Genomic DNA, 25,639 nt, shown 5'->3' with positions numbered 1-25,639 from the left:
CCTCCTGTCGGCCTGCTTCCCCTCGGGCAACCGCGGTCGGCGCGAACCTGTTCCCGGAAGCCGCGACCTGTCGCCGCACCGCGGACCGCCGGACGGGTTCGGCGTCTGGGACGGAGTCGCCGAATCGTCGGCAGGGTGGTCCACCGGCGCCTAGCCTTTATTTCATGATCGCTCTGCTGGATCGGTTGCGGCTGCTCACAATTCGAGAGTTCGCCACCCATTGGGGGCGGACCGTGGCCTCGATATTCGTGATGGCGGTGTCGGCCGCCTTCCTGGTGGCGGTAATCGGTATTTCCGGATCGCTGACCGGATCGGTCGCGCGGCTCGCGACCGGACTGGCGGGCAATGCGAGCCTGGAGATCTCGGGTGTCAGTGATGCCGGATTCCCGCAGGCCGTGCGCAATGACGTGGCCGCCGTACCCGGAGTGGCCGCTGCCGTGCCCATGCTGCGCGCGAGCGTAGGGCCGCAGGACGATCAACTGCTGGTGCTGGGGGTCACGCCGCCCGATATGCACGTCTACACCGGACCGGCCGCGCTCGACGGCATCAGCAAGGCCATGCGGCAGGGGCTGGTGCTCTCGCGCATCATGCTGGTCATCGTTGCCGTCATCGCTGCCATGGCCCTGCTCAATACCCTCACGCTGGCGCTCCTGGAACGCCGCCGGGAGCTGGGCATCCTGCGCGCGGTGGGTTCCAGCCGCCGTTTCGCCCTGCGCATGGTGCTGGCGGAGGCGGCGGGAATCGGCATCGCCGGTGCGGCTTTGGGCGTGCTCTTCGGACTCTCCGATCAATTCCTCTACTCGCGACTGGCCGCCGACATGATGGGCATCGACGTCACCTTCCGGCCCGGGCCGCTGCTTATCGTATTCACCGCCGCCGCACTGGCTTTGAGCCTGCTGGGCTCCATACCCCCGGCCCTGCGCGCCGCACGCCTGAATATCGTGGATGCGGTCAGCGTCGACTAGAGCTCCGATTCAGGAGGCGCACTTGGTGTTCGGCGGCGCAGGCGGAGCGGTATTGATGCCGTGCGCGATATCGACCAGATAGTCGCTCGCCCCTTCGGGCTCGGTATTGAGCAGCAGTCGCTCGACCGCACAACCGGATTCGAAGAACACCGGGCCGAGGCCGTGCTCACCGGGCACCACATTCCCGCCGAGATCGCGACCGCTGGCGATGGTGTACATGGTGACCGGCTTTCCGGTGGCCATCAGGGCGGCGCGCATCTCCACACTCGAGCTGTACGGCACCAGCGGATCCGAGGTGCCGTGCAGCAGAATGGCGCGCCGCACCGCGATTCGCCCGGCCAGCAGCGAGGGTGAGCGCGCCGCGTACGCGGCCGCGCACACCACCGGGGTACAGCCTCCCGCATCGCGTTCGATCTCCGGCCGCAGGCCCGGCCCCGCCAGGTCCGCCTCCAGCCAGGACACGAAATCGCTTGCCTGGCCGAAGGTGTCGACCCAGTAGTCGTAGGTGCCGGGCGGGGCGTACGCGGCGGCGAGCCCGCTGGTCAATCCGCCCTGGCTCCAACCCCACAGCACGCTGCGCCCGATACCGGGATGCGCACCCCGATACCACTGGGTGGCGGCCACGGTGTCCTGCCAACCGGCCCACACATTCCACTCGCCGGTCCGCCACTGGCTCACGGCGGAGCGTTGATCCATGGTCAGCAGCGGCGCCATGGTCTGCCGCACGATGGAACTCATGTACTCCGGGAAGTCGGCGGCGCCACCGGCATGTCCGTGCACGGCGACGATAAGATCGCGCGGGTCGATATCGCCCGGCGTGTCCCGATACGGCTCGTACACCCGCCCGGTGGCCTGTTCGCCGTCGACCGTCAGCGTCACATCGCGCACGGCCACCCGCACGGTGTCCGCCGTCTCGGCGGAAACCGCAGGCGCCGTAACGATCATGGCCGCGAGCACCCCGAGGACTGCGCCGCAGCTCCGATACCGACCTCGCATCGCCGAATCATGACACGCCGCGAGTGCGGTTTCGGGTACCCGCGACGGGTGTCCGGCGGATCGGTCGGCAGCTGTGATGTCGCCGAGCTTCCAGCTCCGGTCGAAGTACGCCGTCCGTACGGACAGGCGGAGCCTCACCACAGCACACGTTTCAAGTGCCACGCGGCGGCAGCTCGGACATGCACCGCCGATCGCGCGGCCGGTGTCGTTCCCGGCGGCTAGGATTCGCCCATGCGTTCGATGGATGCGGCCGAGCGGCGCGCTCGCCTGGGAGTACGGCATCGGCTGGCGGCCGCGGCCCGGACCGATGATGTGAACGAGGTGGCCCGGTCACTGGTGGTGCTGCACGCCACGGATCCGGCCACGGTTTTCCTCTCGGTCGCCGCGCGCGGGCGGGGCTGCGAGCCGGGGCATGTGGAGAAGGCGCTGTACGAGGATCGGACGCTGCTGCGCATGCTGGCCATGCGGCGCACCATGTTCGTCGCACCCATCGAATTGGTGCCCGCACTACAAGCGTCGTGCGCGGATGCGCTGGCGCACAAGCAGCGCAAGACGTACGCGAGGTACATCGAGCAGGCGGGCGTGGTCGAGGGGGCCGTCCTGCCCTGGCTCAGCGAGGTCGAGGCCGAAACGCACGACACCCTGCTGGCGCGCGGTAGCGCCACCGGCGCGCAGTTGGGCAAAGAGGTGCCCCGGCTGCGCACCCAGGTGAACACCGCGCCGGGCAAGTCGTACTCCAAGCCGACCAGTATCACCACCTGGGTGCTGGTGATTCTCGGTGCGGAGGGCCGGATCGTGCGCGGCCGGCCCAACGGCAGTTGGAGCAGTAGCCAATACACCTGGGCGCCCATCGAATCCTGGCTGCCGGAAGGGATTCCGGCACTCTCTGCCGAAGCGGCGCGGGCGGAGCTGGTGCGAAAGTGGTTGCGGGCCTTCGGACCCGCACCGGTGAGCGATATCAAGTGGTGGACGGGGTGGACGCTGGGCGAGGTCCGCAAGACCCTCGCGCTGCTGGATACCGCGGAGGTGGACCTGGGCGGCGCGACCGGCCTGGTGCTCGCCGACGATCTGGAACCGACGCCCGCACCCGAGCCGTGGGTCGCGCTGCTCCCGGCGCTCGACCCGACTCCGATGGGCTGGCAGTCCCGCGAGTGGTATCTCGGCCCGAACTCCCCCATCCTGTTCGACACCAATGGCAATGTCGGGCCGACCGTGTGGTGGGACGGACGCATTGTCGGCGGCTGGGCGCAGCGGCCCGACGGTGAAATCGTCTGGCGCCTATTGGAAGACGTCGGTTCCGATGCTCAGGCCCTGATCGAGGCCGAGGCCGCGCGCCTCACCGCCTTCTACGGGGAGGTGCGGCCCATCCCCCGCTTCCGTACCCCGCTCGAACGTGAGCTCACGTCCTGACAGGTTCCGGGGATGCAGCTCTCCGGTCGCCGGAAACTTCCCAGCCGCCACCTGTCGATCGACTGTTAAGGTCGGATCGATACATCAGCACAGTCCGGGCACCGACGCGGGGTTTGCGAGTCCGGTAGATCATTTCGGAGTGTGTCATGGTTTTCCACAGCCGCCTGGAGCAGGCCCCGCAGTGGCGGCAGCAGCTGCTCGCACAGCGAAATGAATTGCGCGGCGGCTCTTTCCGAGATGCCACCATGGGTATTTGCGCGCTGATAGCGGCCGCGGACGGCGCTATCGATCCGGCCGGCCGCACCCGGGTCGCGCAGCTCATCGGCGCGGACACTGCACTGCAGCACTTTCCCACCGACGAGCTGCGAAATCTGTTCGAGGACAACTGCACTCGCATCACCCTGGATCCGGCCTTCGGCCGCGCCTATGTGATGGCGCAAATCGCCGAGGCCACCGGAAACGCCGTCGAAGCCCGTGCCGCAGTGCAATTGGGAATCATGATCGGTAAGGTCGGCGGCGATCTCGACGCACAGAAGATCGCCGCCGTCCGGGATGTCTGCCGGGCCCTGCGCCTGGACCCGCAGGAGTTCGGCTTGTAAAGCCTGCTGGATACCGCTGGACATTCGCCAGCCCGATACCGCACGCTTGCTGCGTTTGGATTCCCAGCGCGAGGAGTGCAATCTGCATGGCGATTCAAGGGTTCCTGAATATCTTCTTCGACACCGTCGCCCCGAACAGAGGCTGGCGGTACTGCGGGATGTGTGAAGGCCGAGGCGATTACGGGCTGGCGAACGGCTCGGTCAACTGGTGCTCGGTCTGCGGCGGCACCGGCTGGATCGCCGAGGCGCCCACCTTCCGCCGCTGAGCCGTCTCACCTATCGCCGAGCCGCCTCACATCCAGGTCCGCCTCACATATCCAGGCCCAGGTCCAGCACCCGGACCGAGTGGGTGAGTGCGCCGACCGAGAGGTAGTCCACGCCGGTCCCCGCGTAATTCGCCGCGTCCTCCAGCGAAAGTCCGCCCGAGGATTCGAGTTTCGTCTGCGGCGACCGGTCGTTGCGGCGCTGGACGGCGGCCTGGGTGGCCCACAGCGGGAAGTTGTCCAGCAGCACCAACTGCACGTCTTCGGCGAGCACCGCATCGAGCTGGTCGAGGTTGTCCACCTCGATCTCGCACTCGATATCCGGATTCAGCGCGCGCACCGCACGCAGGGCGTTGACCACCGATCCGGCCGCCACCACGTGGTTGTCCTTGATGAGGGCCGCATCGCCCAGACCCATGCGGTGATTGACGCCGCCACCGGTGCGCACCGCGTACTTCTGCAAAGCCCGCAAACCGGGCAGGGTCTTCCGGCTGTCCCGAATGCGGCACTCGGTACCGGCGACCGCGTCCACCCAGGCCGAAGTGGCACTGGCGATTCCGGACAAATGGCACACCAGATTGAGCATGGTGCGCTCGGCGGTGAGCAGCCCGCGGGTCGGCGCGATCAGGCTGAGCACGGTATCGCCCGGCTGCACGCGGGTGCCGTCGGGGACCCGGTCGGTGATCTCGTATCCACCCGCGCCGATCACCTCGTCGAGTACGAGCAGGCCGACATCGAGTCCGGCCACGGTGCCGGGCTGGCGGGACACCATGGCCGCCTTGGCCACCGCATCCGCGGGAACCGTTGCGGCCGTGGTGATATCGGGGCCGTAGCGCAGATCTTCGTCCAGCGCCCGGCGAATGAGCGCGAGCACTTCGTCGCGATCGAGTCCGGCGTCGAGAGTCATTGGTGCACTCCTTCTTTCGTGCGGTGTCAGAACGGCCTCGTGTCCGAGCCGTCGGTGACCAATTGCGGGCGACCATCCGGGCCCAGGCGCACTGCCGTACTGCGGCGCAGCTCCTCGCGCGGGTCCGGATAGTCGGAACGGGTGTGGCAGCCCCGGCTTTCGGTACGGGCGGAGGCGGTCAGCAGCAGCGTCCGCGCGGTCAGCGTGAGCGCGGAGTCTTCGAGATCCTGGATGATCGCGGCGGCCGAATTCCCCTGCACCGATTCGCTGGTCTCGTCGGCTTCGCCGCCGGACAGCATGCCCACCAGCCGCAGGACCGCACCGCGCAGGCCGTCACCGTCGCGGACGACCGCGGCGTTCTCGGTCATCAACTCCTGCAGCAGCTTCCGATCCGCCCGAGGCAGTGCCGCGACGCCGCCGAAGTACACTCCGGAGTCGATGCGCGCGGCCGCGCCCAGCCGCTCGACCGCCGCCGCGCCGGCGCGTTCGCCGACCACGAGACCCTCGAGCAGACTGTTGGAGGCGAGCCGGTTGGCCCCGTTCAGGCCGGTGCGGGCCACCTCACCCGCGGCGTACAGGCCGGGAACGATGGTGCGCCCGTAGGTATCGGTGACAACACCACCGCACTGGAAGTGAGCGGCGGGCGCGACCGGGATGAGATCGGCGCTCGGTTCGATGCCCGCGGCCCGGCAGGACGCGGTGATGGTCGGGAACCGCTGCTCGAACCCGTCGAGCGCCCGGGCGTCGAGGTAGACGCGGTCGGTGCCCAGCGCACGCATGCGGGCCTCGATGGCGCGCGACACCACATCGCGGGGCGCGAGGTCACCACGCGGATGGACGCCCGCGGTCACCGAATCACCCTGGGAATCCACGAGAACCGCGCCCTCACCGCGCACCGCCTCACTGATCAGCGGTCGCCGTCCCAGCCCGCCCGGTGTGAACAGCACGGTGGGGTGGAACTGCAGGAACTCCAGATCCGAGACCATGGCCCCGGCCCGCAGTGCCAGCGCGATACCGTCGGCGGTGGCTCCCGGCGGATTGGTGCTGCACGCATACAGCTGTCCGAGCCCGCCGGTCGCCAGCAGGACGGCCGGCGCATGCACGATCCCGAATCCCTTGTCGGATACCGCGATCACACCGCGCACCCCGTCGGGACCGGTCACGATCTCGACCGCGGCCGCCCCGAACAACACCGGCAGTCCGGCCGTGTTCAAGGCCCGCTGCACCTCGGCGCCGGTGGCGTCACCACCGGCGTGAATGATCCGCCGGGTGCTGTGCCCGCCCTCCCGGGTGCGCGAAACCTCGCCGTCCCGGCCGAAATCGAATACCGCACCCAGATCGGTCAGCGCCGCGACCGCGTCCACGCCACCCTCGACAATGCAGCGCACCGCCTCCGGATCACACAGCCCGGCCCCGGCCACCACGGTGTCGTGCACATGGGATTCCACCGAATCCCCGTGCGGCGCAACCACGGCGATACCACCCTGCGCATACTGCGTGGAGGTATCGGTGGCACCGCCCTTACTCAATGTCAGCACCCGCAGTCCCCGCAGCGAGGCGGTGCGGGCCGCGGTCAAACCCGCGACCCCGCCGCCGACCACCACGAGATCCGCGTCGGTCTCCCATGAGATGGAAATACTCACGGCTGTCACCCTTTCCGGCGAACGCCCGAGCCCGCTGCTATTCCCCGCCGCCGGGGTTGCCGATTTCGATCATGCGCTGGACCGAATTGCGGGCCAGGGCAGCGGTTTCGAGATCGACGTGCACCTCGTCGCGGTTCTCCACCAGGCAGCGGAGCAGGGCCGCGGGGGTGATCATCTTCATGTACTGGCAGGAGGCGCGGTCGTTGACGGCCTGGAAGTCGATGCCGGGGGCGGCCTTTCGGAGCTGGTGCAGCATGCCGATCTCGGTGGCCACCAGCACCTGCTTCGCTCCGCCTGATTTGGCGCTTCGCGCCGCGGCGGCCTTGGCGGCGTCGATCATGCCGCCGGTCGACAGGATGTGCACCCGGTCGGCCGGGAACTCGCCCGCGCCCGCGAGGTACAGCGCCGAAGTGGCGCAACCGCATTCGGGGTGCACGAACAGTTCGGCATCCGGGTGGGTGCGGGCCTGCTCATTGAGCTCATCGCCGTTGATGCCGGCGTGCACGTGGCATTCGCCCATCCAGATGTGCATGTTCTCGCGGCCGGTGATGCGCTTGACGTGCGCGCCCAGGAACTGGTCCGGCAGGAACAGCACCTCGCGGTCCGGATCGATGGAGGCGACCACATCGACGGCATTGGACGAGGTGCAGCAGATATCGGTGAGCGCCTTCACCGCGGCGGTGGTGTTCACGTACGACACCACCATGGCCTCGGGGTGCTCGTCCTTCCACTCCCGCAGCTGCTCGGCGGTGATGGAGTCGGCCAGCGAACAGCCGGCCCGCTGATCCGGAATCAGCACGGTCTTCTCGGGGCTCAGGATCTTCGCGGTCTCGGCCATGAAGTGCACACCGCAGAACACGATGGTGCCCTCGGTCGCCTCGGCGGCGATACGCGACAGCGCGAGGGAGTCGCCGACATGGTCGGCAATGTCCTGAATCTCGGGGAGCTGATAGTTGTGCGCCAGGATGGTGGCGTTGCGCTCGCGCGCCAATCGCTTGATCTCCTGTGCCCACTCGGGAGTGGCGTCGACGCCGGTGAATCCCGCGGGCCCGTCCACAATGCGCTCGGTGAGCGGCATCGTCGCACCTACTGCAGCCATGGCTGGCTCCTTCTCTCATGCGCTCGGCCACATCGCCGATTCGCATACAACCGGTTTTCGACTTAGAATCGAAAACGTGGCCCATCGTAGCACTATCCACGAAACGCTCACCGCCGTGTTCCAGGTTCGTCGCTTTCCGGACACCATCAGTGCAGGTGAGCGTGTTTCGACTGCCGCAGGAGCCGATGCGGGGCGCTGTCCGCCCGGCCAGCGCGCGGAATTGGCGGTACTGCTCTGGGAACGCGCCCTCGACCCCGCCAAGGGCACCTGGTCACTACCGGGCGGCAAGCTGCGCGACGGGGAGGACCTCGACGCCTCGGCCGCGCGGCAATTGGCCGAGAAGGTCGATGTGCGGGAATTGACCCATCTGGAACAGGTCTGGGTCTTCAGCGATCCGAATCGCGTACCGGGCGATCGGCGCATCGCCTCGGCATATCTGGGGCTGGTGCCGCTCACCGCGGAACCGGTCCTGCCCTCGGACACCCGGTGGCATCCGGTGTCGGCCCTGCCGGATATGTCCTTCGATCACGGCGGCATTGTCGTGCATGCGCGAAATCGACTGGCGGCGAAGATGTCCTACACGAATATCGCGTTCGCCCTGGCGCCGGAGCGGTTCACCATGTCCACGCTGCGGGAAACCTATTGCGCGGCACTGGGATACGACGTGGACACCACGAATCTGCAACGGGTGCTTACCCGCCGGGGAGTGATCACGCCGACGGGTGCGACAACCTCCCCCGGTCGCACGGGCGGCCGACCGGCAGCGGTCTACCGCTTCGCCGAGTCGGAAATCCGGGTCACCGATGAATTCGCGGCGCTGCGGCCGCCGAGCTGACATGTCGCACCGCGTGCGGGAGCTGCCACTCACGCAGCGCTACCGCAGAGCCGAGGAGTCGCACAGACGAGTGCGGCTACCACTCCCGCTTGCGATGCTTGGTACTGCGACGGTAGGTGCGCGCACTCGGAATCGGTTGTGCGGCATTGGATTGCCGTAGTGCGTGGCGCAGGCGCCAGGCGCTGAGATCCGGTCGTTCCGCCGGCGCTTCGGAAGCCTGCGGGGCACGATCGGCGTGCGAAGCGGCTTTCATGGCCGATCCCCCTGCGGTGTCGTGAACTCGATGCCTCAGGGTAGGGAGAAGCGCCGGGAAGCTCCAGCGATTTTCACTGCGTGCGATCGGTCTCCGGGACGGAGTCGGCGGGTTCGAACGGCACCACCGGGTCGCGCGGGCCGAAGGGCTGGGTGCCGCCGTAGGGCCCGTAGGTGATGTCGGAGCCGAACTGGCCGGGCGCGAAGGCGGGCGGCTGCGGCGGATTCCCGCCGAACGGCAGGTGATGTCCGGTGCCCAGATCGTCGGTGGTGCTCAGCGCGGCCAGAATCAGCACCACCAGCCCGGCGAACAGGGGTTGCACCAGCAGTGCGGACCAGCCCTCGACCGTGGGCGCGAATTCCACGATGGTGTGCACGGCGGGGTGCGGCGGCCGGGTGTGCCGCTGCTGCGCGACGGCCTCGCCGACCCAGCGCATGACCGAGGAGCCCAGCGCCGAACCGGCCAGCAGGCCGAGCAGCAGCACCGGTCCGCGGGCCCGCCGCCAGCGCCAGCCGGCGGCCGCGGTGAGCACCGCGGTCACCAGTCCGATGAGTACGAAGATGGCGACCGCGTCGAAACGGTGGGTGCTCTCCCCCGTCAGCGCGGCGCCGCGGTCGGGATCGATCACGAGCAATTGTTCGGCGGGCGCGAGGAATCCCCACACCACGCCCGCGACGGCGCTCGCCGCGACAATGGCGGCGAAGACCACCGCTGCCGCGCGCGCCTCGCGCCTCAGAAATCCGACGCGCACCCCGGGCTGCTCGGCAGCGGTGAATGTGGTTGCCACTAGCGGTGTTCCAGGCTGCTGGAGTCGAGCACGCCGTGGCGCGAGCACTTGGCCCACCACCCGTCCGGGCTCACCTGCACAACCATGCGGCGGCCGCAGTTCTCACAGAACCGCGGCGGCTCCAAACCCAGGGCGGCAGCGGCGGGGACGGCGTCTTCCAGACCCGGCACCACCCGCTTGCCCGTGAAGGGGTTGTAGCGCTCCTCTATATCCACGACCACCTCAGTGCTCAGCTTCTGTGAAGTGCAGCCTCGACGAGCTGCGCCGGTACCTGCCTGTACGGTACCGGCTTTCGATGGCCCGCTGCGCTCAGAAGGATTCGTTGAGCGCCTTGATCGGCATCTTGAGCTCGCCGAGCAGATCGATATCGGCCTCGGCGGGTCGGCCCAGGGTGGTCAGGTAATTGCCGACGATGACGGCATTGATGCCGCCGAGGATGCCCTGCTTGGCGCCGAGGTCGCCGAGGGTGATCTCACGACCGCCCGCGAAACGCAGGATGGTGCGCGGCAGCGCGAGGCGGAAGGCCGCGACGGCGCGCAGCGCGTCGGAGGCGGGCAGCACCTCGAGGTCGCCGAAGGGGGTGCCGGGGCGCGGGTTGAGGAAGTTCAGCGGGACCTCGTCCGGCTCCAATTCGGCGAGCTGCACGGCGAATTCGGCGCGCTGCTCCAGGGATTCGCCCATGCCGAGAATGCCGCCGGAGCAGACCTCCATACCGGCCTCGCGCACCATGCGCAGGGTGTCCCAGCGCTCCTCGTAGGAGTGCGTGGTGACCACGTTCGGGAAGTGCGACTTGGCGGTCTCGAGATTGTGGTTGTAGCGGTGCACGCCCATGGCGGCGAGCTGATCGACCTGCTCCTGGTTGAGCATGCCGAGCGAGCAGGCGACCTGGATGTCGACCTCGTTGCGAATGGCCTCGACGCCGGCGGCGACCTGTGCCATGAGCCGGGCGTCCGGTCCGCGCACAGCGGCGACGATGCAGAATTCGGTGGCGCCGGATTTGGCGGTCTGCTTGGCGGCCTCGACCAGGCTCGGGATATCGAGCCAGGCGGCGCGCACGGGCGACTGGAAAAGACCGGACTGCGAACAGAAGTGGCAGTCCTCGGGGCAGCCGCCGGTCTTGAGGGAGATGATGCCCTCGACCTCGACCTCGGGGCCGCACCACTTCATGCGCACGTCGTGGGCGAGTGCGAGCAGCTCCTCGAGCCGATCGTCACCGAGGCGCAGCACCTCGAGGGTCTGCTCCTGATTGAGTGCGACGCCGCGCTCGAGCACCTGCTCGCGCGCGATCGTCAGAATGTCTTCGCCTGCCGCGCTTGCGGCTTCGGTCCTGACGGCTGCCTGGGTCATGCGCGCGAATCCCTTCATCCGGCCGGTGTGGCCGAGCAACTTGAACGGTGTTCAGGGTAGGCTAGCAGTCCGGAACGTGAGCCGGAACACGAAGGGGTCGGAATCTCAGTGCAACTGCACCGCACGGACGTGGTCGACGGGGCCATCGCCATCCTCGATCAGTACGGACTCGCCGATCTGACCATGCGGCGGCTCGCGAGTTCCCTGCATGTGCAGCCCGGCGCGCTGTACTGGCACTTCCCCAATAAGCAGGCGCTGCTCGGCGCCGTCGGCGACCGCGTCCTGGCCCCCATGGACGAGCCTGTCGAATCCGGTGAATGGTCCGGCCAGATCACCGAATTGGCGCACCGCCTCCGCTCGTGCCTGCTCGCCTACCGCGACGGCGCCGAATTGGTCTCGGCCACATACGCTTCCAGGCTCACCACCAGCAAGGGCCGGGAACGCCTGGCAGGCGCCGCAATTCGCGCGGGCATGACCCGTGAGGAAGCCGACCTCGCCGCCTACACCCTGCTCTACTACGTCCTCGGCCAGACGGTCGACGAGCAATCCCGCATGCAAATGGACTCGGTAGGCGCCCTCACCGAAGAATCCTCCCCCCTCTACGACAGCCCCGACGCCACGGCCCGCTTCGACTTCGGCCTCCAACTCTTCATCAGCGGCGTCCGCCACCTGCTCGGCACCCGAGTCCGCTGACCCGCGTCACCAAAACAGCGCCCCCACGCACCGAACAGCACGTCTTCGTTCCGAACAGCGCCCGCCAGAGCTGTTCGGCTGCGATAAAAGCTGTGCCGTCAATACAGCCGAGAGGGCAGATCCAGGTGGGCGCCGAGTCGGCCGGCGCCTCACCACACCGGCTCAACTCTCTCGGCAGAGACATCCCCACGACGCATCGAACAACGCGTCTCGGGGTCGAACAGCGCCTGCATGCACTGTTCGACCGAGAAGGCGCTGTGCCGTCGGTGTGAGCGTGCTCGACAAGGCGCGCTCACCGCTTCGCGTCGGCACAGCCTGATTCGACCTGCGGCAGCAGCGGTTTCGTCAGGGGTGTGCGGCACTTGCTGAGCGCCTGCGGCAAGCGAGCGGCTGCGCGGTCGTCATAGCGGCATCGAACAGCTTGCTCACGAATCGAACAGTGTTTGCATGCGTTGTTTGAATGCGGCACGGGCTGCGCGGTCCGGTAGGCGCGGGGCGGGGTTGTGGCGGGGAGGTGGGGTGGAGATTGGGTGGCAAATCGGACTTATCGGGCGGCGGGTAGGGTTTGGGGCTGTTGTCGGCGGGTGCGGGAATCCGGTGGGAATCCGGAGCGGTCGCGCCACTGTGAGTGCCCGGGTGTGTTCGGGTGCGAGTCAGACCTCCCCCGCCACAGAGTTCTCTGGAGAGGCCGCGGGTTGCCGAGGGAGTTTTTGCGATGAGCCGTGCGCGGCTTGTGATCGCTGTGCCACTGATGGGGGCGCTGCTGGTGGCCGCCATGGTGGTCGCGACCGGGTTCGGGGCCGAAAACGTGCCAGTGCCTTCGGTGATCGAGGTATTGCGGCGGCGGATCGGGGGACTCGCGCCCGAGGATCTGGGGCTCGACACGATTGTGTGGCAGTTGCGAGTGCCTCGGACGGTGCTCGCGGCGATTGTCGGGGCGGGGCTCGCGGTGGCGGGCGCGGCTATGCAGACACTGGTACGCAACCCGCTGGCTGATCCGTATCTGCTGGGCGTCTCCTCCGGGGCCGGGGTCGGCGCGGCGGCCGTCATCACCTCGGGGGTTTTCGCCGGGGCGGGGATGTGGGCGCTGTCGGCCGGGGCGCTGTCGGGGGCGTTGGTCGCGGCCGCCGCGGTATTCCTGATCGCCATGGCGCAGGGCGGGCTCACTCCACTGCGGTTGGTGCTCACTGGGACTGTGCTCGGCTCGGCCTTCGCGGCACTCAGCAGTTATCTCATCTTCCGCAGTAGTGAACCGGCAGCCGCGCAGTCGGTGCTGTTCTGGCTGCTGGGCAGTCTCTCGGGTGCGGATTGGACGCGAATCCTGTTGCCCGCCTGTGTGGTCGGGGTGAGCCTGCTGGCGCTGCTGATCGCCGCCAATTGGCTGGACGCGCTCAATCTGGGTGCGGATGCCGCCGCTTCGGTGGGAGTTCCCGCGCGCGAGCTGCGAATTGCGCTCTTCGTCCTACTGGCGGTGCTCGTCGGCGTGCTGGTGGCGGTCTCCGGCGGCATCGGCTTCGTCGGCCTGGTGGTCCCCCACGCCGCGCGCCTACTGGTCGGCCCACGCCACCGCGCACTCCTGCCCGCAGCCGCCCTCTGCGGTGCGCTCTTCCTGGTGGTCGCGGATGCCGCAACCCGAGTGCTGGTGCGCCCCACCGAAATCCCGGTCGGTGTCCTCACGGGTCTGATCGGCGCACCCGCCTTCCTCCTACTGATGGGCCGCCGCCGCTACCGATTCGGGACAGCATGACGGACAGTGCCGGGCTGGAGCCGAAGATGGGCAAACCCCCGGTGGGCGAGGATGATTCGGGGTCGGCACCTCGTCATCCCGGCATGTTTTCGGCCGGGATCCACCGGGACCGGCTGAGCGGTGGCAGGTATGGATCTAGGCCGACAGAGCGCCGGGATAACGGGGCCATACCCGCCGACGCGGGCTCAGCAGCCGACGCGGGGACAGTGGCAAACGGACGTGCACCGGCCGGCAGAGGTGTGCTGGCCGTGCGGGGTTTGGCATGTGCTGCGGGGCGGCGAACTGTGGTGGCCGGGGTGGAATTCGAGGTGCGCCCGGGCGAGACGGTGGGGGTTGTCGGGCCCAATGGGAGTGGGAAGACCACGCTGTTGCGGACGCTGGCCGGGCTGGTGAAGCCGGTGCGGGGGCAGGTTGTGGTGGAGGGGGAACAGCTGCACAGACTTTCGGCTCGGGAGCGGGCTCGGCGGGTGGCGCTGGTGGCGCAGGATCAGGGTGCGCCGGAGGATCTGCTGGTCGGGGAGTTCGTGATGCTGGGGCGAACGCCGTATCTGCCGCCATGGGGCGGGGGTGGGGCCGAGGAGCGCGAGGCTGTCGAGAATGCCTTGCGGAGTGTGGATTTGGCGGGGTTCGCGGGGCGGGCGGTGAGTCGGCTGTCCGGGGGTGAGCGGCAGCGGGTGCTGCTGGCGCGGGCACTGGCACAGGAGACGCCGCTGCTGCTGCTCGATGAGCCGACCAATCATCTCGACGTCACCCATCAGCTGCAATTGCTGCAATTGGCACGGGGATTGGATCGCACCGTGGTCACCAGCCTGCACGATCTGGCGCTGGCCGATCAGTACTGCGATCGGGTGCTGGTACTGCACGAGGGCCGGGCGTATCCGCTCGAACCACCCGATATCGCCTTGCGGACCGAGGTTCTCGGCACCGTCTTCGGTGTGCACGCCATTCGGGTTCCACATCCGGACACCGGTCAACCACATCTGCTGATCACCGCGCGAAAGGCACAGTCGTGAAACAACTCTCCCGGATCGTCGCGGCCACGGCACTGGCGGGCGCACTGGCGGGCGCGCTGGCGGCCTGCGGCACTCCGCACACCGCGACCGGCAATCTGACCGTCCGCAATTGCGGCACGGACGCCGCATTCCCGTCACCGGCGCAGCGCATGTTCGTCAATGACGGCAATCTGATCTCCACGGTGCTGGCACTGGGCGCACAGGATCAGGTGGTCGCGGTATCGAGCCTGAAGCGTGATGCCGGCACACTGCGCCGCCACTACGGCGATGCCGTGGACAAGCTGAATTCCGTTGCGCCCGACTACCCCTCACGTGAGACGGTGCTCGCGCAACGGCCCGACGTCATGGTCGCCGGGTGGAACTACGGCTACTCCGAGGCCGGCAATCTCACCCCGGATTCCCTGCGCGCCGCCGGTGTCGCCCCCTATGTGCTCACCGAGAGCTGCCGCCGCCCCGACGGCGAACGCGGCATCACCGACGCCTGGACCGCCCTGCACACCGACCTCACCGATCTCGGCGCCATCACCGGCCGCACCGATCGCGCCACCGCACTCACCGCCGATCTCGATCGACGCCTCACCGTCCTGCGCGCGGCGCCGCAACCGGAGCACCGCCCCACCGTCTTCCTCTTCGACAGCGCCTCCGACACCGTCTTCTCCAGCGGTAAATACGGTGCGCCCCAGGCCATTCTGGATTCGGCCGGCGCCCGCAATGCCCTCGACGATGTCGCCGGCACCTGGACCGCCGTCTCCTGGGAGCGCTTGGTCGCGGCCGATCCGGACGCTATCGTCTTCGTCGACTATCCCCCGCAGTCCTTCCAGCAGAAGGTGGATCTGCTGCGGTCCAAGCCCGGTATCCAGAACCTGCGGGCGGTCACGCAATCCCGCTTCCTGAACCTGCCCTATGCCCTGTGGACCAGCGGACCGTTGAATATCGATGCCGCAGAACAGGTCCGGGCACAACTGGAACGCTGGAATCTGGTGCCCGCCTCGGGCGTCCGCCCGGAGTCCGACGACACCGCGCGCTGAGATCTATGACGGAGAACCGGGACCGCCGTCTCGCGCTGAGTTCGCCCCGGCAACACGACCGAGCACTCAGTGCCCGCTCAATGCCGCGGCAGCGAGCGACTCACGCTGCACCAGCCGAATGAACGGCACCACCTGCTGCTCGATCAGCGTGTTGTACTCCTGCGGCCGCTGAATCGGATTGGCATGCTCGGTATTTCGCGTGAACGCCACCATCAGCGTGCCGTCCACCCCGCCGACCTGGTCGACGAGCACCCGATGGGAGTACTCCACATCCACGATCGGATCGCGCCAGCCCTCGTGCGGGCGGATATAGACAATGGCCGGGCGCGGTTTGCTCCCGGCGGGTTTCGCCAGCGCCCGTAGATCGTCGATGGCGCCGCCCGCGACAATGGCCTTGAACTGCGCTTCGATCAGACCGTTGCTGGCGGCGTCGGTATTGAAGATCTTGTCGCGCAGCACCTGCGCCACCGCCGACCGGAACCGGTCCCAGCGAATACCGTACTGCCCGCCCCCGACGTAACTCTCGTGCCGCGCATAGGTTTCCACGATCAGGCGCAGCAGGCGGCTCTCGCGGGCACCCGGAATCCAGCCCATCCAGCGTTCCATTTCTTCGCCCTGGTCACGGCTCTCCGGCCGCACGGCGTGCAGATCGACCGGCGTGCAATCGAGAATCACCCCGAGCACTCGGCGGGAGCTCCCGGTGTGCAGATGTTTGGCGACCTCGAGCGCGATCACGCCGCCCATACTGTGCCCGACCAGCACCACATTGCGCATTCTGCCCGCCTCGGTGACCTTGACTATGAGGTCGGCGATCACCTTGGTATCGATACCGGCATTGTCGTAGCGCACCGCCCACACCGACCCCAGCGCGGTGAGCGACGGCAGCGCCCGCGCGGTATCGGTGGCATCCAGCACGCCCAGCCCGACCAGATCGAAGACGGCGGTATCCGCGGACTGCGGGTTGGAGGGCCCGGCAACCGGCACGACGGCCGGTTCGGTGCGCGCCAGCCGTGCCCGCTCCGGAGCGACGTCGAGCATCATGTACTGGCCGAAGACTCCCAGCAGGAGCAGCGGAATCAGGCTCAGCCGCAGTAACAGCAGCCGGGTGCGCCGACGGTAGGTCCACGTCTGCCCCAGCCTGGTTTCGTGCAGGCGGGCACGCCGCCGCTGATCGTCGTACTCGGCGGCCGTGGACGGGTAGGGGTAGCCCGGCAACGCCATACCAATCCACGATAGGCACCCGAGGGCCGATCGCGCCGCCGACGCCGGGCGGCCGATTCAGACTTTCGGCGATCCCGCCTGTTCAGCGAGGGTGGCGAGCTTGGCGAGGGACATGCGGAAACCGAGCTCATTGTCTTCCGGAGACAGCCCGGGCGGCAGATTGTCGTGCCGGGCGATCACCCGGGTGCCGCCGGGCTCTGCGATGAGCGAATAGGTGATGGTCATTTCGCCGCTCAGGCTCGGATTATCGGTCTCGAACTCGACGTTCTGCACCACCTCCGCATCGGATACCAGGCGTACGAAGGTGCCGTGGAAGGTATCGGTACGCGCGGAGGTCTCACCGGCGGCGGTCGGCACGTCATAGGTGAGGGAGATGCGGAAGCGGCCGCCGACGCGCGGATCGAATTCGTGGATGCGGCTGGTCATTCCATCGGGGACCATCCAGGTTCGTACCGAACGCGCATCCAGCAGCGCCCGGAAGACATTCGGGCGGGGCGCACTCACGAACCACTCGACGCGGGTGGAGTTCACGCGCGCCACCATACGCCGCGGGGGTGGCTTTCGAAGCGGGTTGAAAAGGAACACCAGCAGGTCAGAGCTGGGGTGGCGCGGGCAGCACGAGGGTCGCGAGGGTGCCGCCGTCCGATGCGGATCCGATGGCCACCGAACCGGAATGCGCGCGGGCCACCCACTGCACGAGCGAGAGCCCGATGCCGTGCCTGCCGCCCTCGCCGGTGGCGCCGCGCTCGAACGGATCGGCCAGCGCCGGATCCAAGCCCGGCCCGTGATCGCGCACGGTGACCGCGTGATCCTCCACCGTGATCTCCACCGGAGTGCCGCCGTGCACCAGCGCGTTATCGATGAGATTGCGGACCGCCAGCGCCAGCAGATCCGGATCCGCCTGCACCACGGTCGGTTCGGTGCGCAATTCGATTCCGGGCACACCGACCTCGGCGACCACGCCCTCGACGAGTTGATCGAGCCGCAGCCGCTCCGCATCGAGCTCACTGAGGCCGGTTTCGGTGCGAGTGCGCGCGAGCAGTCCCGCGACCAGGCGGCCCATCCGATCGGTGAGGTCGCGGGCATCCGTCACCGCACGCCGGGTGTCGTCCGGATCACGAAGGGCCGCATCGAGATACAGCCGCAGCGTGGCCAGCGGCGTCCGCAATTCGTGGGAGGCGTCGGACAGGAACCGCTCCTGCTCATCGAGCATGCGCACCGCCGGACGGGTGCTCACCGCGGACAGCAGATGCCCGGCCAGCGCTGCCAGCGCGATGAGCGCCAGCCCGCCGAGCTCCAGCGCCAGCACCAGGCGGCGATGATCGGCCAGGGATACGGACGGGTCGGCGCCCGCGAAAACCACTGCGCTGATGACGGATTCGCTATCCCACACCGGTGCCGCCGCCACCCGGGTGCGGTGCCCGGTGCTATCGGTCAGCGTGCTCAGGAGGGTCTCCTCCGCGGTGGCGACATCGGTGGCGGGCCCGGCCAGATCCGCGGGCAGCCCCGCACGCCGATGCCCGAAGCGCTCGCGCCACTGCCCGTCCGCATCCCGCACCATGACCGCGACGCCGTAGGTGCCCTGCGCGAGATCGTCCTCATGCAGGGTATCCAAATCGACGGAGCCGTCATCGTTCCACGCCACTACGCGCGCCAGTCCGGTGACGACCCGATCGACCCGGTCGTCCAGCGCCCTGTCCCGGGAATGCGAATCGATGGAGGCCGCGACGGTGCCGAGCACCAGCAGACTGACCGCGGTGAGCGCCGTGAACAGTCCCGTCAAGAGCCAGCGCATGCGGCGCAGCCGCGCGAGCGTGGTCGGACTCGTACTCCGGGTCCGGCGACGGGGTCGTATCGGCGGCAGTTTCACGGAGGCGGGGCGATCGTGAAACCGACACCCCGGACCGTGTCGATGATCGGCGGCTCGCCGAGCTTGCGGCGCAGCTGCGTCATCACCACGTCGACCACATTGGAGGCCGGCTCGGCCATTTCGTCCCAGCAGCATTCGATGAGATCGGTGCGGGTCACCACCGATCCGGCGCGCGCCGCGAGCATTTCCAGGACGCCGAACTCCTTGGGCGTCAAGGTGAGCAGCACCCCGGCGCGATGTACGCGCCGGCGCGGCCGGTCCACCACCAGATCGCCGATCTCGGTGCGCGTCGACGCGGGCAGTTCCTGGCGGCGGCACAGCGCCCGCACCCGAGCGGTGAGCTCATCCATGGCGAAGGGCTTGATCACATAGTCGTCGGCCCCGTTCGCGAAGCCGTCGAGCCGGTCGGCCAGCGCGTCCCGCGCGGTGAGCATGAGCACCGGTGTGCGCCGGCCCGATTCCCGCTGCGCGCGCACCAGATCCAGACCGTCCCCATCGGGCAGGCCCCGATCGACGACCAGGCAGTCGTAGCGATTCACCGCGATCTTGAGATCGGCCTCGGCGTAGCTCCGGCCCAGATCGACCGCGAACCCGGCGGCCCGCAGTCCGGCGGCGACCTCGTCGCCGAGGGGGAGATCGTCCTCGCACACCAGTACCCGCACTTGTCCCATTACATCACCGAACGGATACAGGGCGGCTCAGGCGGCCACGATCTCCGGCGGCGGGCGCAGGGCGGCATCCTGGGAACCAAGGGCTGCGGCGGTACGGCATCGATAAATCTGTGCGCTCCGAATTCCGCGCTGGTACCTGCGGGAACGGCCCGAATACGGTGCGCCACAGCACCTGCCCCTGGCTCGCCGGTTCATCCATACCCGCACCGTGTCAGCCGGTGCGTTGGGAAATCGTGAGCGTGCGCTGCGGGCTATCCGGCCGCATGCAGGTGGCGTGCGATCCAGTCGTGGTCGAACCAGGTGGGGGCGGCGGCGGTGAACCGGGGGGCGGGCCAGAAGCCGGTTCCGGCGGGAACGGTGCCGACCAGATCCATGCCGGTGACGGCGGGCAGGTCGGTGCGGTTGCATTCGGCGGCCAGGTCCGGGGTGCTGGGCCAGGAGCCGATGACAATGCCCGCGCAGCGCACACCGGCGGATTGCAGAGTGCGGGTGGTCAATTCGGTGTGGTTGAGGGTGCCGAGGCCGGCGGCCGCCACCACCAGGACGGGTGCGTCGAGCTTCTGCGCCAGGTCGAGGAGGGTGAATTCGCCGATGCGGACCAGGAGGCCGCCCGCGCCCTCGACCAGGGTGAGGTCGGCGTCGGCGCAGGATTCGATCGCGGCGGCGGTCTCGGCGAGGGTGAGCAGCGGTTGGCCACAGCGGCGGGCAGCGGTGTCCGGGGCCAGCGGGTCCGGATAGCGGGCCAGCTCCACGGTACGGGTGATGCCGGTGAGCCGGGTGATTTCGGCGAGATCACCGGGTTCGCCTGGGGCGACCCCGGTTTGGGCCGGTTTGACCACCGCGACCTCCGCGCCCGCGGCACGAGCGGTGGCGGCCAGCGCGGCGGTGACGACGGTCTTGCCGACATCGGTGGAGGTGCCGGTGATGAAGAGCAGGGTCACTGCGAAACCGCCTCACGTGCGCGCGCTTCGGCGAGCACCTCGCTGAGAATCGTTGTGATGGTCGCGATCTCGGACTCGGTGAGATTGGCGCGCGCGGTCAGCCGCAGCCGCGAGGTGCCCTCGGGCACCGACGGCGGGCGGAAACAGCCGACCGTGAGTCCGCGCGCGAGACACGCCTGCGAAGCGTCGTAGGCGACCTGCGCCTCACCGAGGACCACCGAGACGACGGCCGAATCCGGTTCTGGCACACCGGCGATACGGGCCAGATCGGCGGCCCTGGCCAGTACTCGACCGGCCATTCCGGGATCACGGCGCAGTACCCGCAGCGCCGCACGGGCCGCGCCGACGGCCGCCGGAGCCAGTCCCGTATCGAAGATGAAAGTACGCGCCGAATCGATGAGGTGCGCCCGCACCCGGCCACTGGCCAGCACCGCACCACCTTGGGCGGCAAGGGCTTTCGACAGCGTCGCGGTGATCACCAGATCGGGTTCCCCGGCCAGGCCGACCTCGTGCACCAGCCCGCGGCCGCCGTCACCGCGCACACCGATGCCGTGCGCCTCGTCCACGATCAGCACCGCGCCATTGGCCCGGGTCACCCGGTGCAATTCCGCGAGCGGCGCGAGATCGCCGTCGGCACTGAAGACCGAATCGGTGAGCACCAGCGCGCGCTCCTCGGTGCGCTCGGCCAGCAATCGGTCCACGGCGGCGGGATCACAGTGCGCCGCGATCTCCACCCGGGCCCGGGACAATCGGCAGGCATCGACCAGCGAGGCATGGCTGCCCGCATCCGAGACCACCAGCGTGCCCCGCCCGGCCAGGGCGGTGACCGCACCGAGATTGGCGGCGTAGCCGGAGGCGAAGACCAAACCGGCTTCGGCGCCCACGAATTCGGCGAGTTCGGCCTCGAGCAGTTCGTGTTCGGCGGTGGTTCCGGTGACCAGGCGCGAACCGGTGGCGCCGGCGCCCCACTTGCAGACCGCGTCGATGGCCCCGTCGATGACCTCGGGATGGCGGACCAGCCCGAGATAGTCATTGGAGGCCAGGTCGATGGTCCCGGTCTCCGGTGCGCGCGGGCGTAGTTCCCGGCGCAGTCCGGCGTCCACGCGCTCGGCGGCCCGCTCGTCCAGCCAACTCAAAGGATCGGCACTCACAGCTCGGCAGCATACTTGAACACCGTTCAGGAGGCATAGCGCGGGCTATGCTGGGAGTCCTAAGGAGGCTGCGCGATGCCACGATGGGCAATAGTGGTCGAGCAGACGACCGGCTTCGGAGAGAGCAAGACCTGGTCCCCGAAGATCCTCACCGAGGTGGTGGGCACCCGCGAACAAGCCCTCGCGAAAGTGCCCGACCTCGTCTCGAAGTTCATCCCCGATCATCCGAAGTTGATCAGCCGCCGCACCATTCTGCGCGACGGCGACTCCTTCATGCTGATCGCCCGCGGCTGGTCCGACGACTGCCACTGCATTTTCCGCGTCTGGGAAGTCCTGTCGGACAGCGACAATCCCGATCGAGTCCGGGAGAAACGCGCCCGCAGCTGAGGCGCGCACCGAGTTACCGCCGGCTGGAGCACAAGGGCACAGCTCCGAAAACCGGCAACCTCATCCGGCGCTGAGCCATGCCTGTACCAACCTATGCAGGCACTGGACCAGGCCCGCGCTGAGCCGTGCTGTTCAATTCGCGCGCTCGCACCCGCCGGCTCGCACCCCTGGCTCGCACGGCGGCATCGGCCCGCGGCAGCGCACGACACCCGGCGAACAGCGAAACCCCCGCCGGGGCAGCGGCGTCCACCACCGGCTGCAACAGCTCGGCCAGGCGCACCCCACACCGCGCGCCTCGCACGCGGCGCTCAGACCGCCGCCTCACACCGCCGCCGCCGCGACCATTGCCGCGGTGATGCGCTGCACGTCGTCGGTGGTGCTGATGAAGGGCGGCATGCAGTAGATGAGGTTGCGGAACGGGCGGAGCCAGACGCCGGATTCGACTGCCGCATGGGTGGCTTTACGCATATCTACGGGATGGTCGAGTTCGATTACCCCGATGGCGCCGAAGATTCGGACATCTGCGACACCGGGCAGGGCGCGGGCCGGGGCCAGTCCGGTGCCGAGTTCGGATTCGATGCGGCGAACTTCCGCGTGCCAGTCGCGGGACAGGAGCAGTTCCACCGAGGCGACCGCGACCGCGCAGGCGAGCGGATTGCCCATGAAGGTCGGCCCGTGCATGAGCCCGCCGTGCGATCGGCTGATGGTCTCGGCGATCTCGGTGGTGCACAGTGCGGCGGCGAGGGTCATATAGCCGCCGGTGAGCGCCTTGCCGACACACATGACATCCGGCCGGACGCCGGCGTGACCGGCGGCGAAAAGCGTTCCGGTGCGGCCGAATCCGGTGGCGATCTCATCGAAGACCAGCAGCACACCGTGCGCATCGCAGAGGCGGCGCAGATCGGATAGATAGCGCGGATCGTGGAAGCGCATACCGCCCGCGCCCTGCACCACGGGTTCGACGATGACAGCGGCCAATTCGCCCGCGTGCGTGGAGATCAACCGCTCCAGCTCCGAAACGTACTCGGGCTCATAGTCCCTCGGCGGTTCGGGGGCGAAGATCTGCTCGACCAGCACATCGGTCCAGAGCGCGTGCATACCGCCCTCGGGATCGCACACGCTCATGGGCGTGAAGGTGTCGCCGTGATATCCGCCGCGCCAGGTGAGCAGCCGGTGCTTCTCCGGGCGGCCCAGTGCGCGCTGGTACTGCAGGCACATCTTGATCGCGACCTCGACCGAGACCGAGCCGGAATCGCAGAGGAACACCTTCTCCAGTCCGGCCGGAGTGATGTCGACCAGCAGCTGCGTGAGCCGCGCCGCCGGTTCGTGGGTCAGCCCGCCGAACATGACGTGACTCATGCGCCGCGATTGCGCGAGCAGCGCGGCATCGAGCACCGGGTGCTGATACCCGTGCACCGCGGCCCACCACGAGCTCATCCCGTCGACGAGTTCGCGCCCGTCGGCCAGCGTGAGCCGGGTGCCCGCAGCCGAGGCGACCACCAGCGGCTCGGTGGTGGCCGGAAATCCGCCGTACGGATGCCACACGTGGGCGGCGTCGATGGCGGTGATCTCTTCTGGCGTCACGGAATGTCCTTCATGAGCCGATGGCTTGAACGCCGTTCAAGTTACCAGTGGGCGGCCGGATCCGGCGGAGGGCACCTGATTCGGGGGCCGATCCGGACCGATAGGGTCTTGGCATGGCTCGCGCGACTACCGAAACAGCACCGCTCGGTGTCTGGCCGGGAACCGCCTATCCGCTCGGCGCCACCTATGACGGAGTGGGCACCAATTTTTCGGTGTTCTCCGAGGTCGCCAAGCGGGTCGACCTGTGCCTGATCGGCGCGGGCGCCGAAACGCAGATCCCGCTCGACGAGGTCGACGGATATGTCTGGCATGCGTATCTGCCGGGTGTGGGACCGGGGCAGCGCTACGGATTCCGCGTGCACGGCCCTTTCGATCCGGCCCTGGGCCAGCGCTGCGACCCGAGCAAACTGCTGCTCGACCCCTACGGCAAGGCGTTCGAGGGCGATTTCGGGGCCGATGCCGGGCCCTACAACTACGGGCAGAACACCCTCGGGCACACCATGACCGGAGTGGTCATCAACCCGTTCTTCGACTGGGCCGACGACCGCGCGCCCAAGCACCCGTACCACGAGACGGTCATCTACGAGACCCACGTCAAGGGCATGACCATCACCCATCCGGACGTGCCACCGGAATTGCGCGGCACCTATGCGGGTATGGCGCATCCGGCCGTCGTGGCGCATCTGAAGAGCCTGGGCATCACGGCGGTCGAACTGATGCCGGTGCACCAGTTCCTGCACGACCGCATCCTGCTCGATCGCGGACTGCGAAACTACTGGGGCTACAACAGTTTCGGCTATTTCGCGCCGCATCTCGAATACGCCGCGAGCAAGACTCCCGGTGCGGCGGTCACCGAATTCAAGGCCATGGTTCGCTCGCTGCACGCGGCCGATATCGAGGTGATTCTCGATGTGGTCTACAACCACACCGCCGAGGGCAATGAATTCGGGCCGACGCTGTCGTTCCGCGGTATCGACAATGCCGCGTATTACCGTCTGGTGGACGATGATCCGCAGCACTACATGGACTACACCGGCACCGGCAACAGCCTGAACGTGCGGCACCCGCACACGCTGCAGCTGATCATGGATTCGCTGCGATACTGGGTGCTGGAGATGCACGTGGACGGATTCCGCTTCGATCTGGCCGCCACGCTGGCGCGCGAATTGCATGATGTGGACCGGCTTTCCACGTTCTTCGATCTGGTGCACCAGGATCCGGTGGTGAGTCAGGTGAAGCTGATCGCCGAACCGTGGGATGTCGGCGAGGGCGGTTATCAGGTCGGCAATTTCCCGGTGGCCTGGACGGAGTGGAACGGCAAATACCGTGACACCGTGCGGGATTACTGGCGCGGGCAACCGGCGACGCTGGGCGAGTTCGCTTCTCGGCTCACCGGTTCTTCGGATCTGTACGAGGCCACCGGCCGCAGGCCGAGCGCGAGCATCAATTTCGTCACCGCGCACGACGGCTTCACCCTCGCGGATCTGGTGTCCTACAACGAGAAACACAATGACGCCAATGGTGAGGGCGATCGCGACGGCGAAACCTACAACCGCTCCTGTAACTACGGCGTCGAAGGCCCCACCGACGATCCCGAGATCCAGGCGGTGCGCGCCCGTCAGCAACGCAATCTGCTCGCCACCCTGCTGCTGTCGCAGGGCACCCCGATGCTGCTGCACGGCGACGAGCTCGGCCGCACCCAGAGCGGCAACAACAATGCCTACTGTCAGGATTCACCGCTGTCGTGGATGGACTGGTCACTCATGCACACCAATAACGATCTCCTCGAATTCACCCGCCGCGCGGTCGCGGTGCGCACCGCGCATCCGGTGTTCCGGCGCCGGCGCTTCTTCGACGGAAGACCCGCGACCACTCATGATCATCCCGATGACATCGCCTGGTTCACCCCCGCCGGCGCGGAGATGACGGACGCGGACTGGGAGACCGGCTTCGGCCGCTCACTCACGGTGTTCCTCAATGGCGACGGGATTCGCGAGCCCGGCCCGCACGGCGAACGCATCAGCGACGATTCGTTCCTACTGTGTTTCAACGCTCACGACGCGGCCATCGACTTCACCCTGCCGCCCGCCGAACACGGAACCGCCTGGTCGATGGAGTTGGACTGCTCGACACCGACCGGAAGCCCGGCCTCGGACACCGCCTATTACGCCTCCGCGACCCTGCCCGTCCCCGCACGCTGCCTACTCGTGCTCCGCCGTACGGCATGAT

26 protein-coding genes and 1 riboswitch are annotated in these 25,639 nt (G+C 68.2%); of the genes, 11 read left to right on the top strand and 15 right to left on the bottom strand.

Annotated features, from left to right (window positions below; genetic code table 11):
• Positions 1-164 precede the first annotated feature (164 nt).
• Positions 165-965: an FtsX-like permease family protein gene (locus tag OG716_RS01465; protein WP_405135923.1), complete on the top strand. Its 801-nt coding sequence runs from the start codon at positions 165-167 to the stop codon at positions 963-965.
• A gap of 9 nt (positions 966-974) precedes the next feature.
• On the opposite strand, the gene OG716_RS01460 is transcribed toward OG716_RS01465, so the two are convergent.
• Positions 975-1,961: an alpha/beta hydrolase family protein gene (locus OG716_RS01460; RefSeq protein ID WP_405135922.1), complete on the bottom strand. Its 987-nt coding sequence runs from the start codon at positions 1,959-1,961 to the stop codon at positions 975-977.
• 231 nt (positions 1,962-2,192) lie between these two features.
• Here OG716_RS01460 and OG716_RS01455 point away from each other — a divergent pair, with 231 nt between their 5' ends.
• The 3 genes from OG716_RS01455 (at position 2,193) to OG716_RS01445 (ending at position 4,236) form a co-directional block, all read left to right on the top strand.
• A complete protein-coding gene (locus OG716_RS01455; RefSeq protein ID WP_405135921.1) occupies positions 2,193-3,371 on the top strand; it encodes a winged helix DNA-binding domain-containing protein in 1,179 nt (392 codons plus the stop codon).
• A gap of 146 nt (positions 3,372-3,517) precedes the next feature.
• Positions 3,518-3,970: a tellurite resistance TerB family protein gene (locus OG716_RS01450; protein ID WP_405135920.1), complete on the top strand. Its 453-nt coding sequence runs from the start codon at positions 3,518-3,520 to the stop codon at positions 3,968-3,970.
• Between the two features lie 86 nt (positions 3,971-4,056).
• Positions 4,057-4,236, top strand: coding sequence for a hypothetical protein (locus OG716_RS01445; RefSeq protein WP_405135919.1), 180 nt, complete (start codon positions 4,057-4,059; stop codon positions 4,234-4,236).
• Positions 4,237-4,279: 43 nt separating this feature from the next.
• Here the strand turns inward: OG716_RS01445 and nadC are convergent, their stop codons facing one another.
• From nadC to nadA, 3 genes are read right to left on the bottom strand one after another with little or no spacing between them, the layout of a single operon-like run.
• Positions 4,280-5,140 (bottom strand): carboxylating nicotinate-nucleotide diphosphorylase, encoded by an 861-nt coding sequence (gene nadC / locus OG716_RS01440; RefSeq protein ID WP_405135918.1) that lies wholly within the window; start codon positions 5,138-5,140, stop codon positions 4,280-4,282.
• A gap of 26 nt (positions 5,141-5,166) precedes the next feature.
• On the bottom strand, positions 5,167-6,792 hold the full coding sequence (locus OG716_RS01435; protein ID WP_405135917.1) for an L-aspartate oxidase: 1,626 nt from the start codon (positions 6,790-6,792) through the stop codon (positions 5,167-5,169).
• Positions 6,793-6,820: 28 nt separating this feature from the next.
• Complete coding sequence (gene nadA, locus OG716_RS01430; RefSeq protein ID WP_405135916.1) at positions 6,821-7,882, bottom strand: quinolinate synthase NadA; 1,062 nt, start codon at positions 7,880-7,882, stop codon at positions 6,821-6,823.
• A 76-nt stretch (positions 7,883-7,958) separates the two neighbouring features.
• Here nadA and OG716_RS01425 point away from each other — a divergent pair, with 76 nt between their 5' ends.
• Entirely contained in the window at positions 7,959-8,717 is a 759-nt protein-coding gene (locus OG716_RS01425; RefSeq protein WP_405135915.1) for an NrtR DNA-binding winged helix domain-containing protein, read from the top strand.
• Between the two features lie 76 nt (positions 8,718-8,793).
• Here the strand turns inward: OG716_RS01425 and OG716_RS01420 are convergent, their stop codons facing one another.
• The 4 genes from OG716_RS01420 to bioB form a co-directional block, all read right to left on the bottom strand.
• Positions 8,794-8,970: a hypothetical protein gene (locus OG716_RS01420; protein ID WP_405135914.1), complete on the bottom strand. Its 177-nt coding sequence runs from the start codon at positions 8,968-8,970 to the stop codon at positions 8,794-8,796.
• Between the two features lie 73 nt (positions 8,971-9,043).
• On the bottom strand, positions 9,044-9,757 hold the full coding sequence (locus OG716_RS01415) for a DUF2567 domain-containing protein (RefSeq protein ID WP_405135913.1): 714 nt from the start codon (positions 9,755-9,757) through the stop codon (positions 9,044-9,046).
• On the bottom strand, positions 9,757-9,972 hold the full coding sequence (locus OG716_RS01410) for a hypothetical protein (RefSeq protein WP_327140891.1): 216 nt from the start codon (positions 9,970-9,972) through the stop codon (positions 9,757-9,759). Before OG716_RS01410 ends, OG716_RS01415 begins: the two co-directional genes overlap by 1 nt.
• Before the next feature lie 94 nt (positions 9,973-10,066).
• Positions 10,067-11,104 (bottom strand): biotin synthase BioB, encoded by a 1,038-nt coding sequence (gene bioB / locus OG716_RS01405; RefSeq protein ID WP_327140892.1) that lies wholly within the window; start codon positions 11,102-11,104, stop codon positions 10,067-10,069.
• A gap of 108 nt (positions 11,105-11,212) precedes the next feature.
• Between bioB and OG716_RS01400 the strand changes: the two genes are divergently transcribed.
• From OG716_RS01400 to OG716_RS01385, 4 genes are all read left to right on the top strand, one after another.
• Complete coding sequence (locus OG716_RS01400) at positions 11,213-11,797, top strand: TetR/AcrR family transcriptional regulator C-terminal domain-containing protein (protein ID WP_355128640.1); 585 nt, start codon at positions 11,213-11,215, stop codon at positions 11,795-11,797.
• A gap of 588 nt (positions 11,798-12,385) precedes the next feature.
• A riboswitch (cobalamin riboswitch) is annotated at positions 12,386-12,457 on the top strand.
• Positions 12,458-12,512: 55 nt separating this feature from the next.
• Entirely contained in the window at positions 12,513-13,544 is a 1,032-nt protein-coding gene (locus OG716_RS01395; RefSeq protein WP_405135912.1) for a FecCD family ABC transporter permease, read from the top strand.
• A gap of 296 nt (positions 13,545-13,840) precedes the next feature.
• Complete coding sequence (locus OG716_RS01390) at positions 13,841-14,557, top strand: ABC transporter ATP-binding protein (RefSeq protein WP_405135911.1); 717 nt, start codon at positions 13,841-13,843, stop codon at positions 14,555-14,557.
• Positions 14,554-15,585, top strand: a complete 1,032-nt coding sequence (locus tag OG716_RS01385) for an ABC transporter substrate-binding protein (protein ID WP_405135910.1) — start codon at positions 14,554-14,556, stop codon at positions 15,583-15,585. Before OG716_RS01390 ends, OG716_RS01385 begins: the two co-directional genes overlap by 4 nt.
• A 66-nt stretch (positions 15,586-15,651) precedes the next feature.
• On the opposite strand, the gene OG716_RS01380 is transcribed toward OG716_RS01385, so the two are convergent.
• The 6 genes from OG716_RS01380 to OG716_RS01355 all read right to left on the bottom strand — a co-directional run bounded on the left by OG716_RS01380 (position 15,652) and on the right by OG716_RS01355 (position 21,439).
• Positions 15,652-16,806, bottom strand: a complete 1,155-nt coding sequence (locus OG716_RS01380; protein WP_405135909.1) for an alpha/beta fold hydrolase — start codon at positions 16,804-16,806, stop codon at positions 15,652-15,654.
• Between the two features lie 57 nt (positions 16,807-16,863).
• Entirely contained in the window at positions 16,864-17,337 is a 474-nt protein-coding gene (locus OG716_RS01375; RefSeq protein WP_405135908.1) for an SRPBCC family protein, read from the bottom strand.
• A 61-nt stretch (positions 17,338-17,398) separates the two neighbouring features.
• The gene (locus OG716_RS01370) at positions 17,399-18,601 is read right to left on the bottom strand and encodes a sensor histidine kinase (protein WP_405135907.1); all 1,203 of its coding nucleotides are present in this window, start codon (positions 18,599-18,601) and stop codon (positions 17,399-17,401) included.
• A gap of 71 nt (positions 18,602-18,672) precedes the next feature.
• Positions 18,673-19,347 carry a response regulator transcription factor gene (locus tag OG716_RS01365; RefSeq protein ID WP_405135906.1) on the bottom strand — a complete coding sequence of 225 codons (675 nt, stop codon included), beginning with the start codon at positions 19,345-19,347 and terminating at the stop codon, positions 18,673-18,675.
• 251 nt (positions 19,348-19,598) lie between these two features.
• Positions 19,599-20,288, bottom strand: coding sequence for a dethiobiotin synthase (bioD, locus tag OG716_RS01360; RefSeq protein ID WP_405135905.1), 690 nt, complete (start codon positions 20,286-20,288; stop codon positions 19,599-19,601).
• On the bottom strand, positions 20,285-21,439 hold the full coding sequence (locus OG716_RS01355; protein ID WP_405135904.1) for an 8-amino-7-oxononanoate synthase: 1,155 nt from the start codon (positions 21,437-21,439) through the stop codon (positions 20,285-20,287). The genes bioD and OG716_RS01355 overlap by 4 nt, the downstream gene beginning before the upstream one ends.
• A 75-nt stretch (positions 21,440-21,514) precedes the next feature.
• Here OG716_RS01355 and OG716_RS01350 point away from each other — a divergent pair, with 75 nt between their 5' ends.
• Entirely contained in the window at positions 21,515-21,826 is a 312-nt protein-coding gene (locus tag OG716_RS01350; protein ID WP_297613850.1) for a hypothetical protein, read from the top strand.
• A gap of 321 nt (positions 21,827-22,147) precedes the next feature.
• Here OG716_RS01350 and OG716_RS01345 read toward each other — a convergent pair whose 3' ends face one another.
• The gene (locus OG716_RS01345; protein WP_405135903.1) at positions 22,148-23,410 is read right to left on the bottom strand and encodes an adenosylmethionine--8-amino-7-oxononanoate transaminase; all 1,263 of its coding nucleotides are present in this window, start codon (positions 23,408-23,410) and stop codon (positions 22,148-22,150) included.
• Positions 23,411-23,523: 113 nt separating this feature from the next.
• Between OG716_RS01345 and glgX the strand changes: the two genes are divergently transcribed.
• Positions 23,524-25,638 (top strand): glycogen debranching protein GlgX, encoded by a 2,115-nt coding sequence (glgX, locus tag OG716_RS01340; protein WP_405135902.1) that lies wholly within the window; start codon positions 23,524-23,526, stop codon positions 25,636-25,638.
• The last annotated feature ends 1 nt before the right edge of the window (position 25,639 follow it).

Origin of the sequence: Nocardia sp. NBC_01388 (assembly GCF_045040085.1) — a bacterium.
Lineage (GTDB): Bacteria > Actinomycetota > Actinomycetes > Mycobacteriales > Mycobacteriaceae > Nocardia.
The sequence above is the reverse complement of the archived record's forward strand: the minus strand, read 5'-3'. Positions and strand labels throughout refer to the sequence as shown.

Coding starts and splice junctions, on each gene's coding strand:
- OG716_RS01465 (WP_405135923.1), top strand. CDS start 165: ATGATCGCTCTGCTGGATCGGTTGCGGCTGCTCACAATTCGAGAGTTC.
- OG716_RS01460 (WP_405135922.1), bottom strand. CDS start 1,961: ATGCGAGGTCGGTATCGGAGCTGCGGCGCAGTCCTCGGGGTGCTCGCG.
- OG716_RS01455 (WP_405135921.1), top strand. CDS start 2,193: ATGCGTTCGATGGATGCGGCCGAGCGGCGCGCTCGCCTGGGAGTACGG.
- OG716_RS01450 (WP_405135920.1), top strand. CDS start 3,518: ATGGTTTTCCACAGCCGCCTGGAGCAGGCCCCGCAGTGGCGGCAGCAG.
- OG716_RS01445 (WP_405135919.1), top strand. CDS start 4,057: ATGGCGATTCAAGGGTTCCTGAATATCTTCTTCGACACCGTCGCCCCG.
- nadC (WP_405135918.1), bottom strand. CDS start 5,140: ATGACTCTCGACGCCGGACTCGATCGCGACGAAGTGCTCGCGCTCATT.
- nadA (WP_405135916.1), bottom strand. CDS start 7,882: ATGGCTGCAGTAGGTGCGACGATGCCGCTCACCGAGCGCATTGTGGAC.
- OG716_RS01420 (WP_405135914.1), bottom strand. CDS start 8,970: ATGAAAGCCGCTTCGCACGCCGATCGTGCCCCGCAGGCTTCCGAAGCG.
- bioB (WP_327140892.1), bottom strand. CDS start 11,104: ATGACCCAGGCAGCCGTCAGGACCGAAGCCGCAAGCGCGGCAGGCGAA.
- OG716_RS01395 (WP_405135912.1), top strand. CDS start 12,513: ATGAGCCGTGCGCGGCTTGTGATCGCTGTGCCACTGATGGGGGCGCTG.
- OG716_RS01380 (WP_405135909.1), bottom strand. CDS start 16,806: ATGGCGTTGCCGGGCTACCCCTACCCGTCCACGGCCGCCGAGTACGAC.
- OG716_RS01370 (WP_405135907.1), bottom strand. CDS start 18,601: ATGCGCTGGCTCTTGACGGGACTGTTCACGGCGCTCACCGCGGTCAGT.
- OG716_RS01365 (WP_405135906.1), bottom strand. CDS start 19,347: ATGGGACAAGTGCGGGTACTGGTGTGCGAGGACGATCTCCCCCTCGGC.
- OG716_RS01350 (WP_297613850.1), top strand. CDS start 21,515: ATGCCACGATGGGCAATAGTGGTCGAGCAGACGACCGGCTTCGGAGAG.
- glgX (WP_405135902.1), top strand. CDS start 23,524: ATGGCTCGCGCGACTACCGAAACAGCACCGCTCGGTGTCTGGCCGGGA.